The organism is Pustulibacterium marinum (genome assembly GCF_900116665.1).
Taxonomy (GTDB): domain Bacteria; phylum Bacteroidota; class Bacteroidia; order Flavobacteriales; family Flavobacteriaceae; genus Pustulibacterium; species Pustulibacterium marinum.
Genome location: NZ_FPBK01000002.1, coordinates 159,748 through 175,075 on the forward strand (window position 1 = coordinate 159,748; position 15,328 = coordinate 175,075).

Below are 15,328 nucleotides of genomic sequence, written 5' to 3' on the forward strand. Positions count from 1 at the left end.
ATGGAGACTATTATTCAAATAACATCTGGTCGAGGACCATCGGAATGTACTTGGGTTGTAGCTCAAGTTTTGAAGCGATTTCTAACTGAAGCTAAAGAAAACGGTATTCACTATGAAGTGCTACAAAAAGAGGACGGATTAGAAAACGGAACTGTAGCTTCTGTATTACTTCATTTGAAAGGAGATAAAGTAGAAAGTTTTACAGAATCTTGGTTAGGAACTATTCAGTGGATAGGCCAAAGTAAATTTCGAAAATTTCATAAGCGGAAAAACTTGTTTATAGGTATATTTGCGCTTGAAAAAAATGATTTTGATGAAGTTTCAGAGATGGATATCAAATATCAGGCAACGAGAAGTTCTGGAGCAGGTGGTCAACATGTAAATAAAGTAAGTTCAGCGGTGAGAGCCACCCATTTACCAACGGAAATAACTGTTCAGGCTATGGACTCAAGATCACAGCATCAAAACAAGAAGTTGGCAAGAGAACGTTTATTGTTGAAGTTGAATGAAGATAAATTAAAAAAAGTCCAAGAACAATTTCAGCAAAAGTGGATGAATCAATTAGAGATTCAAAGAGGAAACCCAATAAGGGTGTTTAAAGGATCAGATTTTAAAAAGTTTAAAACTGATAAGAGTTATAAGAAACAGCGACAAGCGTTAAAAACGAGATTGAGAAATGACATCGATTGATAAATACTTGTTTCAGGCTATGGATAGTTATCCATATAGTTTAGAAGAGACTTTGGAGTCTTTGGATTATGCTTTGTCATATGACGAGAATAATACTATGGCATTATGTTTATATGGAAGATTGTATTCCGAACAGCTACAGAAGTTCGATATTGCAAAATCATATTTTCAGAAAGCATTGAGCATTGATATTCAGGCACTAGAAGTATATCCATATTATATTGAAGCTCTTTTGTTTAATGAAGATTATGAAGAAGCAGATACATTGATAGAGTTTGCTTTGAAAATAAAAGGAATTAATAAAATAGAAATAAAGTTAAAAGAAGTGTTGTTGCACGAAATGCAACAAGATTTGTTGAAAGCCTTAGAACTGGCGAAACTTTTAAAATTATATGTTTTTAATTCTGAATGGAATACTGTCATAGAGGAAACAGAAAAAAGACTGAAACAGAAGAAGAAGATTCTTTTTGGAGAACCTAAAAAGAAGAAAAAGGAGAAGAAAAAAGAAAATTCTGATGTAGAAACAAAAGAAAAAGAGGCTAAATAAGCCTCTTTTTTTATTTATATAAAACCGCTCTGTGAGGTTTCAATTCATTTCTAATTGCCAAAGTATGTTCTTCAGATATTGCAATGTAAGCAATAGTATGGTGTTCATTTATCACTTCAAGATCAATTGTTATAAAAGGTAAATCTTTTGCAGAAGCGTATTCTTTTAAATGTATCACATGGTGTTTTGCAGTATGTTCTGCATCAGGACCTCTAAAATCCCAAATAACTTTTAAATCTCTCATTTTTCAGCTACGGAAATTCCTTTTTCAATATAATTTTTAAAATCGATCATGTACTGATAACTAGTTTTTTTAAAGCTGGAAGGCATCAAAAAACCAATAAGTTTCATTTTAAAATTTGTAAACTTAAAGTCGGAAACAGTAATCCACTTGGTTGCATTTTCATCTAAAATTTCAAAATAATTTTCTTGTGTATTGTAAACACCTGTGGTCTCAAAAGTACCATGAAATTCATGCGGAAGATTTTTTTTGATAATGGTTTCCGTCATCTCAATTTCACGATTTCCCATTTGGTAAATCATTTTAGCTTTTGAACCCTCTTCGCCTAGTTCTCCAGAAATTGGAGAAAAACTAACAAAACCTTTTTGCCAATGCTTTAGATTCTCAGTGGAATCAAAGGTTTCCATTACTTTTTTTACAGGCTTTTGTAGAACTATTTCCAGTCTGTATCTCATTATTGGAGGAATGTTAAATTGTAATTAACTATAACAAATAAAACAAAATCTAAATAACGTTATGTTATTTAGTAAGTGAACTAACTATTTGGTAACGATTTTAAAAGTTTTTTTAAAGTTTTCTGTTTGAACAGATACAATAAAAATGTTGTTCATAGGTAACGAGAGTCTCTTATTGAAATTATTAGTTAGCTGAACATTGCTAAAATCAGCAACTCTTTTACCTAACATGTTGTAAATTTCAATAGTAGCTTTCTCGTTTAAACCAGTTATGTATAACGAACTTTTGTTATAGAATACCTTAACCTGCTCATCTTTTTGAAGAACAACCACATCCTCTACAATAGGGAAAGTAAAGCTTGCAGCTTGTAGCTGAGCAATTTGTAGAGTAGAAAGTAGTAGTAATAAAAAGTAAAATTTCTTCATAGAGCATGATTAATGTTAAAAATAAAATTACAACTTTTGTGCCAAATATAATAGTTAAAATCCTAATTTTAAACAATATTTAGGATATGCCACGTTTTTAGCTATTGAATAATTAAAGCTATTGCTTACATTTGTTACCCTAAAAACAAACTAAATTCATGAAAAACACAATTTTTCTAGTGTTTCTAATGCTGTCAGCTCTTACATCAGCACAAAAAAAAGAAGTAATTTTTACCATAGACGAATCACCAGTTTATTCAGATGAATTTATAAGGATTTATAATAAAAATATAGATCTTGTTCAAGATGAATCACAAAAAGATGTTGATGAATATTTGCAACTTTTTATAGATTATAAACTGAAAATTAAACAGGCCGAAGAATTAGGCTTAGATGAAGATAAAAATTTTTTAAGAGAATTTAATGGTTATAAAAGGCAACTTGCAAAAAACTATTTGACCGATACGAATGCCACGGAAAAGTTATTGAACGAAGCATATAACAGATCTCAACAAGAAGTAAAAGCACAACATATTTTAGTTATAGTTGGTGATGCTGCATCTCCAGAAGATACTTTGAAAGCATATAACCAAATTGTAGCTTATAGAAAAGATGCTTTGAAAAATGGTTTTGATGCAGAAATGAAGAAGGTAAACAATGGTAAAACTGTTTATGCGGAAGATCTTGGTTATTTTTCTGCATTTAGAATGGTTTATCCTTTTGAAACCGTTGCTTATAATACCAGTGTAGGTGAAATTTCTCAACCGGTTAGAACTCGTTTTGGATACCACATCATAAAAGTTTTAGATAAAAGACAAAATCGTGGAGAGCTAGATGTGGCTCATATTATGATTGCTTCAAATGCAAAAGACCCTGCTGATGAACAGCAACATGCTAAAGAAAAAATTGATAGAGTTTATGCAGAATTGTTAGGCGGAGCAGATTTTGATGCTATGGCTAAAAATTTCTCAGAAGATAAGGCTTCAGCTCAAAATGGAGGTAGAATGTCCAAAATATCATCAGGAAAAACTACATCACCTATATTTGAAGATACAGCCTTCAGTCTTAAAAATCCTGGAGATATATCGCATCCAATAAAAACAAAATTTGGTTGGCATATCATCAAATTGATCAAGAAATATCCATTAGGCACATTTGATCAAGAAAAAAGAATGCTTGAAATGAAGATTAAAGATGATAGCCGTTCAAAGTATATAACCGAGTCTTTTATAAAGAAATTGAAAGCAGAATATGATTTTTCTGAAAACGAAGAAGGATATAGTTTGGCTTTGAATGCGTTTGATGAGAATCTTAAAACTAGAAATTGGACCTTTGATAAAGGAAATGACAAATACAGTATTGATCTTTTTACAATTAATAATGACGAAAAAGTTACTGCAAAAGAATTTTTAGAATGGATAGAAATTCGTCAAAGAAGATTTAATAATGTGGTAAATGTGAAAGATTTTGTAGCTGAGAGTTATCAATATTTTGTTCAGCAAAAAATAATGGATTATAGAGAAGCACATTTAGCTGATCAAAATGCTGAATATGCAAATATTCTTCAAGAATATAGAGATGGTTTGTTACTTTTTGATTTGATGGAACATCAAATTTGGGATAAAGCTAAAGAAGATACTGTTGGTTTAAAAAAGTTTTACAACGCTCACAAAACTGATTATAAATGGAAAAAACGAGGAACAGTTTCTGTAGCTTCGTGTTCTTCCAAAGAAATAGCAGAAAAAGTAGCTGCTAAATTAAAAAATGGTGTGGCTATTGATGCTATAAAGGAAAGTTTTAATTCAGAGGAGAAAATCAATGTGATGTTCTCAGAAGGTATTATGGAGATTGATAATGACAATTTACCGGAAAATTATACGTTGACAGAAGGAGTTTCTTCTGTATACGAAAAAAACACCAATGAATTTTTGGTAGTAGCGGCTAAAGAAATCAAAGAGCCTGCAATCAAGAAACTAGATGAAGTAAAGGGTCGTGTGATTAGCGATTATCAAAAGTACCTTGAAGATGAGTGGATGTCAAATTTAAGAAAAGGACACGCTATAGAGGTGAACAAAAAAGTGTTGAAAAAAGTAAAACGTAACGTAGGGAAATAAGAGTGAAGTATTTTTTGTACATAATCCTTTCTTTCGTTTTGGTTTCTTGTAATTTAATAAAGAAAGAACCAGAAAAGGAAGTAGTGGCAAGAGTTGGTGAAGATTTTTTGTATAAAGATGAGTTGCTTAGTTTGATGCCAAAAGGGGTTTCTTCCCAAGATAGTTTGCTACTTGTTCAAAATTACATCAACTCATGGGCAACCAAAAGGTTGCTTATGAAAAATGCTCAAAAAAACCTAAGTGAACAGAAAATCCAAGAATTTAATCTGCTAGTTTCAGATTATAAAAATGATCTTTATACAAAGGCTTATTTAGAAGCGCTGGTGCTTCGATCTTTAGATACAATTGTGAAAGATACTGTCTTGTCCAAATATTATGTAGAGAATAAAGACAACTTCAAATTAAGTGAATCAGTTTTGAAGTTGAGATTTATTAGTGTGCCAAAGAACAACGATAAAATCTCAAAATTTAAAGAGAAATTAAAGCGTTTTAATGAAGAAGATCAGCAATACTTAGATTCACTTTCCTATCAATATTCAAACTATATGTTTAATGATAGTGTATGGTTGAAGTCTTCTGAGTTGATCAGGAAAATTCCGCCGTTGAACCAGGAAAATCTGGGGGATTATCTAAAAAAATCCCAATTTTTTGAGTTACAAGATTCATTAGGAGTATATTTGATGCGCGTAAACGATTTTAAGAAAACCAATGATGCAGCACCTTTGGCTTTTATAAAGCCAACAATACGTCAAATCATCTTAAATCAGCGCAAATTAGAATTTATAAGAAATTTAAAGAAAGATATTTTAAACGATGCCATTGAGGATAAGCAATTTCAAATTTATGATGAGAAGGATGAATAAGAATATTTTTGCAGGTATGATGCTTACATTGAGTGTGTTTGGAGCAAATGCGCAGGAAGATGTAGTAGCAATGAATACAGATGAAGTAGTTGCCGAGCCAAAAGATACAACAGTAGTTAGAAATTATGTGAAAGTAGATGGTGTGGCTTCGGTAGTAGGAGATTATATCATTTTAGACTCAGATATTGAAAAAGCATTAATCAGTCTTAAAAGTCAAGATGTAAATACTGATAATATTTCTTCTTGTAACTTACTTGGCAAGTTAATGGAAGATAAGCTTTTCATGCACCAAGCCATTCAAGATAGTATCGAGGTTACAGATACCGAAATTCGAGCAATGGTAGATAGAAGAGTAGATTACTTTTTGGAATCAACAGGTGGAGATTTGAGTAAAGTACTTGAAATTTATAAAATGGACTCTGAAGGTGAGTTACGAGAAGAGTTAACCGAAATCTTGAAAGAGCAAGAGTTAACCAATAGAATGCGTACTCAAATTACGGATAAGATAGAAGTAACTCCAGAAGAAGTTAGACAGTTTTTCTATAGTATTCCTGAAGAGGAAAGACCTACATTTGGGAAATCAGTAGAAATATCTCAAATAGTTGTAGAACCTGAAATTCCTGCTGAAGAAACTGAGAAGGTTGTTGAAAAACTGCGTAAAATGAAAGAAGATATAGAAGATAACGGAGTTCGTTTTTCTTCTAAAGCAATGTTATATTCTCAAGATCCAGGTTCTAAAACAAGAGGTGGGTTGTATGTTGGTATTACCAGAAAATCTCAATTTGTTAAAGAATTCAAAGACATCGCATTTAGTTTACAAGAAGGAGAAGTTTCAGACCCTTTCAAAACAGAATTCGGATGGCATATTTTAACGGTTGATAAGGTGAGAGGTGAACAAAGAGATATTCGTCATATTCTTATTAAACCAGAAATTCCAAGATCAGCAGTGACCAAAGCTAAAGCCGAAATTGATTCTATAAGACAACTAATCTTAGACGATAAGATTTCTTTTGAAGAAGCTGCAAAATCATTTTCAGATGAGAAAGAAACAAAAGATGAAGGAGGAAAATTAATAAACCCTAGGACTTTTGATTTCCGTTTTGAATTATCAAAAATGGATCCTACCATGTATAGTAATGTTTCAGAATTGAAAGAAAGCGAAATTTCTCAGCCAATTTATGAGCAGGATGATAGAAGCGGTAGAATCTATTACAAGATTATTAAAGTGAGTAATTTGCTTGATGATCACAAAGCCGATTATTCAAAAGATTATACACGAATTCAAGAATTGGCGCTTCAGGACAAACAATTGAATGAAGTAAAGGATTGGATTCAAAAGAAAATTAAAGATACTTACATCAGTGTTAGTGAAGATCACGAAGGATGTGATTTTGCAAATGACTGGGTGAAAGAAGAAGACCAATAAAATTTATATGTCAGACGTAAAAACTATTGAAAATCTCGTTGCAAAACATCGAGTACTAAAACAAGAAATAGCTAAAGTAATCATAGGTCAAGAAGAAGTTATAGATCAAATTTTGATTTCTATATTTTCAGGCGGACATTCATTATTGGTTGGGGTGCCAGGTTTGGCCAAAACCTTAATGGTGAATACTATTTCCAAAGCTTTGGGACTTGATTTTAAGAGAATTCAATTTACGCCTGATTTAATGCCAAGTGACATTGTTGGTAGTGAAATATTGGATCAAAATAGGAATTTCAAATTTCTAAAAGGTCCCATTTTCTCCAACATTATTCTTGCAGATGAGATTAACCGAACGCCACCTAAAACGCAAGCCGCACTTTTAGAAGCAATGCAAGAGAAATCGGTGACAGTTGCAGGAACACAATACCAATTGTCAAAACCATATTTTGTTTTAGCTACTCAAAATCCAATTGAGCAAGAAGGAACTTATCCTTTACCAGAAGCGCAGTTAGACCGATTTATGTTTTCTATTGAATTGAAATATCCTTCTTTTGAAGAAGAAGTAAATGTGGTAAAAGCAACCACAACTGATGTTCAAAATGAAGTAAATGCACTGTTTACAGCAGATGAAATTATCAATTTTCAACAGGTGATTCGCAAAATACCGGTGGCTGACAATGTAATTGAGTATGCAGTTCGCCTAGTTGGAAAAACAAGACCAAATACTGAAGGTACTGCAGATATCGTCAAAAATTACCTCGACTGGGGCGCAGGACCTAGAGCATCACAGAACCTTATTTTGGCGGCTAAAACTCATGCGGCAATCAATGGGAAATTCTCTCCGGATATCGAAGATGTTCAAGCGGTAGCCGTTGGTATTTTACGCCATCGAATCATCAAAAATTATAAAGCAGAAGCCGAAGGAATCACAGAAGAAAAATTGATTACGGAACTATTTTAAATTTAACTTCTGAAGAACCCGTTAAAAGTTAGATTTCTTGTATATAAAGTTAGCAATTATAGGTGTTCTCATTAGATTTGTCTTTAATTTATATCAATCCTAAATAACTGTGAAAATTGATTAATTTATAAAAAAGAACTTTTTTTATTTTCAATTCTTTAAATAAACCTTAGTTAGGGGATTAAATCCTTGTCTTAAATTCAGTGATTCATAGAATTCATTAGAAATTTTAAAATCATTATAAAATTTGTAATTTTGTCTGAATAATTCAAAATTCTGAAAACGTTTTGAAAAGAACGTTTTTTTGATTTTAACCTTTATTTATGCAAACGTACAAAGACTATATGACGGAGATAGAAGAGCGTAAAGCTCAAGGTCTCCAACCAAAACCGATTGATGATGCTGCATTGCTTAGCGAAATCATTTCTCAAATCAAAGATGTAAATAATAGTAACAGAGAAGATTCTTTGAACTTTTTTATTTATAACACCTTACCAGGTACAACTAGTGCAGCAGGTGTAAAAGCAAAATTTTTAAAAGAGATTATTTTAGGCGAATCTACAGTAGCCGAAATTTCTACAGATTTTGCTTTTGAACAATTGTCGCACATGAAAGGTGGGCCATCTATCGAAGTGCTTTTAGATTTAGCTTTAGGTAGTGATGAAGCTATTGCAAATCAAGCAGCAAAAGTGTTAAAAACACAAGTGTTCTTGTACGAGGCAGATACAGAGCGTTTGGCAAGTGCTATGAAAGCTGGTAACAGCATTGCTAAAGAAATTATCGAAAGCTATGCGCAAGCCGAGTTCTTTACAAAACTTCCAGACGTAGAAGAAGAAATTCAAGTAGTAACGTATATCGCTGGTGTTGGAGATATTTCTACAGATTTATTATCACCAGGTGCAGATGCGCACTCAAGATCAGATCGTGAATTACACGGGCAGTGTATTTTTGAGCATAACAAAGACATGCAAAAAGAGGTATTAGCTTTAAAAGAGCAACACCCAGATAAGCGTGTAATGTTAATTGCCGAAAAAGGTACAATGGGTGTAGGGTCTTCTCGTATGTCTGGTGTAAACAACGTAGCGTTATGGACAGGTATTTCTTCGTCTCCATACGTTCCGTTCATCAACATCGCTCCAGTAATTGCAGGTACCAATGGTATAGCACCAATTTTCTTAACAACAGTTGGGGTAACAGGTGGTATTGGTATCGACTTAAAAAACTGGGAAAAACAAAAAGATGAAAACGGTAATACCATTGTAGATAAAGATGGCGAACCTATTTTAAAAGAAGTATATTCTGTAAAAACAGGAACCGTTTTAACTATAAATACAAAAGAGAAAAAATTATATAACGGTACTACAGAGTTAAAAGACATCTCTGCAGCCTTAACTCCACAAAAAATGGAGTTCATAAAGGCAGGTGGTTCTTATGCTGTAGTATTTGGTAAAAAATTACAAACCTTTGCTTGTGCAGCTTTAGGGATTGATATTCCTCAAGTTTATGCAGCTTCAAAAGAAATTTCTATTGAAGGGCAAGGGTTAACAGCTGTTGAGAAAATTTTCAACAAAAATGCTGTAGGTACCACTCCAGGTAAAACATTACATGCAGGGTCTAACGTTCGTGTAGAAGTAAACATTGTAGGTTCGCAAGATACTACTGGTTTAATGACGTCTCAAGAGCTAGAAATGATGGCTGCTACTGTAATCTCTCCAATTGTAGATGCTGGTTACCAATCTGGTTGTCATACTGCTTCTGTATGGGATGATAAGTCAAAAGCCAATATCCCTAAATTAATGAAGTTTATGAACGACTTCGGATTAATTACTGGTCGTGACCCTAAAGGTGTGTACCATGCAATGACCGATGTGATTCATAAAGTATTGAATGATATTACGGTAGATGATTGGGATATTATTATTGGTGGAGATTCGCACACACGTATGTCTAAAGGTGTGGCTTTTGGTGCAGATTCTGGTACTGTAGCGTTAGCTTTAGCAACTGGTGAAGCAACAATGCCAATTCCAGACTCTGTAAAAGTTACTTTTAAAGGTAACATGAGAAGCTTTATGGATTTCCGTGATGTTGTACACGCTACACAACAACAAATGTTAAAGCAGTTTGAAGGTGAAAACGTATTCCAAGGTCGTGTTATCGAAGTGCATATTGGTACATTAACTTCAGATCAAGCGTTTACATTTACAGATTGGACTGCAGAAATGAAGGCAAAAGCATCTATCTGTATTTCAGAAGATGAAACCTTAATAGAGTCTTTAGAAATTGCTCGTGACCGTATCCAAATCATGATTGAAAAAGGTATGGATAACGAAGGTAAAATGCTTCAAGGTTTAGTAGATAAAGCAAACAATAGAATTCAAGAATTAAAAACCGGAATCAAATCAGCATTAAAACCAGATGCAAATGCTAAGTATTATGCTGAAGTGGTTATCGATTTAGATGAAATCGCAGAACCAATGATTGCCGATCCAGATGTAAATAACGAAGATCCTTCAAGACGTTACACACACGATACTATCCGTCCGTTATCATACTATGGCGGAACCAAGCAAGTTGATTTAGGTTTCGTAGGGTCTTGTATGGTGCATAAAGGCGATATGAAAATATTGGCTCAAATGCTTAAAAACATAGAAGCACAACAAGGTAAAGTAGAGTTTAAAGCTCCGCTAGTTGTCGCTCCTCCAACATATAATATCGTAGACGAATTAAAAGCTGAAGGTGATTGGGAAGTACTTCAAAAATACTCTGGTTTTGAGTTTGATGACAACGCACCAAAAGGTTTAGCACGTACCAAGTACGAAAACATGTTATACCTAGAGCGTCCAGGTTGTAACCTTTGTATGGGTAACCAAGAAAAGGCAGAACCAGGAGATACCGTTATGGCAACATCTACACGTTTATTCCAAGGGCGTGTGGTAAAAGATGCTGGTGAGAAAAAAGGAGAGTCTTTACTATCTTCTACACCAGTTGTAGTATTGTCTACAATTTTAGGTAGAACACCAACAATGGAAGAGTACGAAGCTGCTGTAGACGGCATTGTATTAACCAAGTTTAAACCATCGCAAAAACAATTAGTACTATAAGTATAGTACAGTTTTACAGATACCATTTAAAGCCTGAATTTTAGAATTCAGGCTTTTTTATTAACCTTTTCTTAGCAGTGTACTTGCTTATTTTTCACTAAATTAAACTCAATCTAAATTAAACAATACCTATAGGTATTTAGCGGTATGTCTCGCTAATTTTTAATAATTTAGAGGGTCAAATAATTAAAATAAAAAAAGAAAAAGAATATGGCATTTGATATTGAAATGATCAAAGAAACCTACTCACGTATGAAAGACCGCGTAGATGCGGCCAAAGAAGTAGTAGGTAGACCTTTAACACACTCAGAAAAAATATTATATAACCATCTTTGGGATGGTAAAGCAACAGAATCGTATGTAAGAGGAAAATCGTATGTAGATTTTGCTCCAGACCGTATTGCATGTCAAGATGCAACAGCACAAATGGCATTGCTACAGTTTATGCAAGCTGGTAAAGACAAAGTAGCTGTACCTACAACTGTACACTGCGACCACTTAATACAAGCAAAAATAGGGGCAGATAAAGATTTGCAAAATGCAATCAATCAAAGTTCAGAAGTATTTAACTTTTTAGAGTCTGTTTCTAACAAATACGGTATTGGTTTTTGGAAACCAGGAGCAGGTATTATTCACCAAGTAGTTTTAGAAAATTATGCATTCCCAGGTGGGATGATGATTGGTACAGATTCACACACTGTAAACGCAGGTGGTTTAGGTATGGTAGCTATTGGTGTTGGTGGTGCAGACGCTGTAGATGTTATGGCAGGTATGGCTTGGGAGCTTAAATTTCCTAAATTAATTGGGGTTAAGTTAACGGGTAAATTATCTGGATGGACAGCCCCTAAAGACGTTATTCTTAAGGTAGCTGATATTCTTACCGTAAAAGGTGGTACAGGTGCTATTGTAGAATATTTTGGCGAAGGTGCTACCTCTATGTCTTGTACAGGTAAAGGTACTATTTGTAATATGGGTGCAGAAATTGGAGCTACAACGTCTACATTTGGTTACGATGAGTCTATGGAACGTTATTTACGTGCTACAGATAGAGATGATGTTGCAGATGAAGCTAACAAGTATAAAGACTACTTAACGGCAGACCCAGAAGTGTATGCCAATCCTGAAAAATATTTTGACGAACTAATAGAAATCAATCTTGACGAATTACTACCTCATTTAAACGGACCATTTACTCCAGATTTAGGTACTCCTGTTGGAGAAATGACTAAAAAAGCTACCGAAAACGGTTGGCCATTAGACGTAGAATGGGGGTTAATTGGTTCTTGTACCAACTCTTCTTACGAAGATTTATCTAGAGCAGCTTCTGTTGCAAAACAAGCGGTAGATAAAGGTTTGGTTACAAAAGCTGAATTTGGTATCAATCCAGGGTCTGAGCAAGTACGTTTTACTGCTGAAAGGGATGGACTATTACAAATTTTTGAAGATCTAGATGCTAGAATCTTTACCAACGCTTGTGGGCCATGTATTGGTCAGTGGGATCGTAAAGGTGCCGATGAGAAAAAGAAAAACACCATTGTACACTCTTTCAACAGAAACTTTGCAAAACGTGCCGATGGTAACCCAAATACACACGCGTTTGTAGGTTCGCCAGAATTAGTTGCTGCAATTGCAATTTCTGGTAGATTAGATTTTAACCCATTAACAGATACCATTAAAAATAAAAACGGAGAAGAAGTTAAATTAGACGAGCCTACAGGTTTCGAGCTTCCTCCAAAAGGTTTTGATGTAGAAGATCCAGGGTACCAAGCTCCTATGGTAGATGGTTCGGGTGTAGAGGTTGTTGTAAAAGACGATTCAAATCGTCTTCAACTGTTAACACCATTTAAGCCATTAGGCGATAAAATTGAAGGTGCTAAGTTGTTAATCAAAGCTTTTGGTAAATGTACCACAGACCATATTTCTATGGCTGGGCCTTGGTTACGTTTCCGTGGTCACTTAGATAACATTTCAGACAACTGTTTAATTGGTGCTGTAAACGCATTCAATAAAGAAACGAATAAAGTGAAAAGTCAGTTAACTGGTGAGTATGGTCCTGTACCAGCTACGCAAAGAGCATATAAAGCAGAAGGAATTAAAACAGTAGTTGTGGGAGACCATAACTATGGTGAAGGTTCTTCTCGTGAGCACGCTGCAATGGAGCCTCGTCACTTAGGCGTTGCAGCTGTTATTGTAAAATCTTTTGCACGTATACACGAAACAAACCTTAAAAAACAAGGTATGTTAGGATTAACGTTTGCAAACGAAGCAGATTACGATCTTATTCAAGAAGATGATACATTCAACTTCTTAGATCTTGATAAATTTGCTCCGGATACTCCGTTAACTATTGAAGTTGTTCATGCTGATGGATCTAAAGATGAAATCAAAGTGAATCATACTTATAATGAAAATCAAATTAAATGGTATAAAGCAGGTTCTGCATTAAACTTAATTGCTGCAGAAAACGCTTAATCATTTGGCAAGAATATATTTTTAAAACTCCGGAATATCTCCGGAGTTTTTTATTGCTTCATTTGTACTGAAAACAAGTCAACCGTATACATGAATACTTTTTTGAATTCCATAAGTAAAGAACCTTTGTGTGTAGTAGATGATCAAATTCCCCTATCTGCATATACGGCTATTCAAATCAATTCTTCTAATAAGGATTTAGAGCAGTTTGATATAGCGAATTCAAAAGATTGGGAAAAATATATAGATCAATTTCTGAAAGATCATAATTGTCAGGTGGCTTTTGGTGGCTACTTAGAAGAGCGTGATATTTATGATCGAAGTTCTTATTTTAAGAATACCGAAGAAAAAAGAAACACGCATTTAGGTATCGATTTATGGTGCAATGCTGGTACTGCTGTCTTGTCTGTGTTAGATGGTGAAATACACAGTTTCCAAAACAATAAGAATTTTGGCGATTATGGCCCTACAATCATCATAAAGCATACCATTCAAAATTATGTTTTTTATAGCCTTTACGGGCATCTTTCAGAAGAAAGCTTAGTGAGCCTAAACGTTGGAGATACAGTGAAACAAGGCGAAAAAATTGCACAATTAGGTAAAAGTTTAGTTAATGGTGATTACGCACCACATTTGCATTTCCAGATCATAATAGATATGCAAGACAAAGAAGGGGATTATCCTGGAGTTTGTTCTAGAGAAACGCTTGAGTTTTATAAAGAAAACTGTCCAGATCCTAATGTACTACTGAAACTATACTGATTTTAATCTATCTAAATAATTACAGGGTAACCTTCATTAATAAGTTTTTTATCGGTTTACCTGAAAAATATTAGTAGATTTGTTTAGTTAATTTTTTTAACAAATCATGAAGAAAAAGACATTTCTGAATCTCTTATTGATTCTTTTTGTATTATCATTTTTTGTAACTCCATTAGGTAGGGAGTCAAAAATTTTACTGATTCGAGCATTTGCAAAATCTCCTGATATTCAGCCGAATTCTACAGAAAAAGTAGATTTTGATTGGAAGTTGAAGGAGAAGGATAACACGCAATACAATTTTGAAAAATCTAAAGGAAATGTTGTTTTTGTAAACTTTTGGGCTACTTGGCGTTTAACAAGTATTGCTGAGTTGAAAAATACAGAAGCGTTGTATGATGATTACAAAGACAAAGTCGATTTCTATATTATTACAAACGAGCTACCACAACCTGTAGATTCTTTAAAACAAGCGCGCAATTATCATTTTCAGGAAAGTTATTTGATCATGAACGAGAAAATGCCTTTTGATGCAGAAGTGGTACCTTCTGGTTACATCATCGATAAAAAAGGAAATGTTGTTGCAAAGTCTGAAGGAACTACCAATTGGAATACAGAGGAAGTTAGGAATTTATTGGACAAACTTATTGCTGAATAGTTTTGAAAAAGCTTACAAAATCACAAAGAAATAATCTTATCTACCTAGTCATTTTTCTATTGATTTTCTTCACTCCGTTAGGAAAACAGGTAAAGATTTTTGTGAATAGATTGCTAGCTTTTAGTCCTTCCATAGAAAATGTTGAAGACCGAAAAACATTGTCAAAGTTCGATTATGATTTCCGTTTACAAACCTTAAATGGAGAACAGGTAAAATTCAATAATTTTAAAGGAAATGTTGTCATTGTAAATTTTTGGGCAACTTGGTGTCCGCCTTGCATTGCAGAAATGCCGAGCCTTCAAAATTTATATAATGATTACGGAGATAAAGTTGCCTTTCTTTTTATCTCAAATGAAGAAAGTAGTGTGATAGCGTCATTTCTTCAAAAACATGAATATGATCTTCCGGTGTATCAAAATCTACAAAAAGTTCCTTCTAAATTAGGACATTCTTCCATTCCAACTACTTATTTGATTGATAAAAATGGAAGCATTGTAATCAATAAAACCGGTGCAGCAGATTGGAATTCTGGTAAAACCCGATCGCTTCTTGATGAGCTTATTGCTGAATAATACTACGCTTTAGCTTTCCCCTTGTTCTATTCAGCTAAAATAC

14 protein-coding genes are annotated in these 15,328 nt (G+C 33.8%); 11 read left to right on the forward strand and 3 right to left on the reverse strand.

Features of this window, described 5'->3' with window-relative positions:
- Both prfH and BM383_RS05205 read left to right on the forward strand, forming a co-directional pair.
- Positions 1–690, forward strand: coding sequence for a peptide chain release factor H (prfH, locus tag BM383_RS05200; RefSeq protein ID WP_093023721.1), 690 nt, complete (start codon positions 1–3; stop codon positions 688–690).
- On the forward strand, positions 677–1,237 hold the full coding sequence (locus BM383_RS05205; RefSeq protein WP_093023723.1) for a tetratricopeptide repeat protein: 561 nt from the start codon (positions 677–679) through the stop codon (positions 1,235–1,237). The genes prfH and BM383_RS05205 overlap by 14 nt, the downstream gene beginning before the upstream one ends.
- Positions 1,238–1,247: 10 nt before the next feature.
- On the opposite strand, the gene BM383_RS05210 is transcribed toward BM383_RS05205, so the two are convergent.
- From BM383_RS05210 to BM383_RS05220, 3 genes are all read right to left on the reverse strand, one after another.
- The gene (locus BM383_RS05210; protein WP_093023725.1) at positions 1,248–1,481 is read right to left on the reverse strand and encodes a hypothetical protein; all 234 of its coding nucleotides are present in this window, start codon (positions 1,479–1,481) and stop codon (positions 1,248–1,250) included.
- On the reverse strand, positions 1,478–1,933 hold the full coding sequence (locus tag BM383_RS05215; RefSeq protein ID WP_093023727.1) for an SRPBCC family protein: 456 nt from the start codon (positions 1,931–1,933) through the stop codon (positions 1,478–1,480). Before BM383_RS05215 ends, BM383_RS05210 begins: the two co-directional genes overlap by 4 nt.
- A gap of 84 nt (positions 1,934–2,017) precedes the next feature.
- Positions 2,018–2,359: a T9SS type A sorting domain-containing protein gene (locus BM383_RS05220; RefSeq protein ID WP_093023729.1), complete on the reverse strand. Its 342-nt coding sequence runs from the start codon at positions 2,357–2,359 to the stop codon at positions 2,018–2,020.
- Between the two features lie 158 nt (positions 2,360–2,517).
- Between BM383_RS05220 and BM383_RS05225 the strand changes: the two genes are divergently transcribed.
- The 9 genes from BM383_RS05225 to BM383_RS05265 all read left to right on the forward strand — a co-directional run bounded on the left by BM383_RS05225 (position 2,518) and on the right by BM383_RS05265 (position 15,285).
- Positions 2,518–4,473 carry a peptidylprolyl isomerase gene (locus BM383_RS05225; protein WP_093023731.1) on the forward strand — a complete coding sequence of 652 codons (1,956 nt, stop codon included), beginning with the start codon at positions 2,518–2,520 and terminating at the stop codon, positions 4,471–4,473.
- Positions 4,474–4,475: 2 nt separating this feature from the next.
- Positions 4,476–5,336 carry a peptidyl-prolyl cis-trans isomerase gene (locus BM383_RS05230; protein ID WP_245766528.1) on the forward strand — a complete coding sequence of 287 codons (861 nt, stop codon included), beginning with the start codon at positions 4,476–4,478 and terminating at the stop codon, positions 5,334–5,336.
- Positions 5,329–6,762 (forward strand): peptidylprolyl isomerase, encoded by a 1,434-nt coding sequence (locus BM383_RS05235; RefSeq protein ID WP_093023735.1) that lies wholly within the window; start codon positions 5,329–5,331, stop codon positions 6,760–6,762. The genes BM383_RS05230 and BM383_RS05235 overlap by 8 nt, the downstream gene beginning before the upstream one ends.
- 7 nt (positions 6,763–6,769) lie before the next feature.
- Entirely contained in the window at positions 6,770–7,723 is a 954-nt protein-coding gene (locus tag BM383_RS05240; protein ID WP_093023737.1) for an AAA family ATPase, read from the forward strand.
- Between the two features lie 323 nt (positions 7,724–8,046).
- Positions 8,047–10,824 carry a bifunctional aconitate hydratase 2/2-methylisocitrate dehydratase gene (locus BM383_RS05245; RefSeq protein WP_093023739.1) on the forward strand — a complete coding sequence of 926 codons (2,778 nt, stop codon included), beginning with the start codon at positions 8,047–8,049 and terminating at the stop codon, positions 10,822–10,824.
- Positions 10,825–11,034: 210 nt separating this feature from the next.
- Positions 11,035–13,296, forward strand: coding sequence for an aconitate hydratase (locus tag BM383_RS05250; protein ID WP_093023741.1), 2,262 nt, complete (start codon positions 11,035–11,037; stop codon positions 13,294–13,296).
- 90 nt (positions 13,297–13,386) lie between these two features.
- Complete coding sequence (locus BM383_RS05255) at positions 13,387–14,058, forward strand: peptidoglycan DD-metalloendopeptidase family protein (protein WP_093023743.1); 672 nt, start codon at positions 13,387–13,389, stop codon at positions 14,056–14,058.
- Positions 14,059–14,164: 106 nt separating this feature from the next.
- Positions 14,165–14,713, forward strand: a complete 549-nt coding sequence (locus BM383_RS05260; RefSeq protein WP_093023745.1) for a TlpA family protein disulfide reductase — start codon at positions 14,165–14,167, stop codon at positions 14,711–14,713.
- 101 nt (positions 14,714–14,814) lie between these two features.
- A complete protein-coding gene (locus BM383_RS05265; protein WP_245766529.1) occupies positions 14,815–15,285 on the forward strand; it encodes a TlpA family protein disulfide reductase in 471 nt (156 codons plus the stop codon).
- Positions 15,286–15,328: the final 43 nt, after the last annotated feature.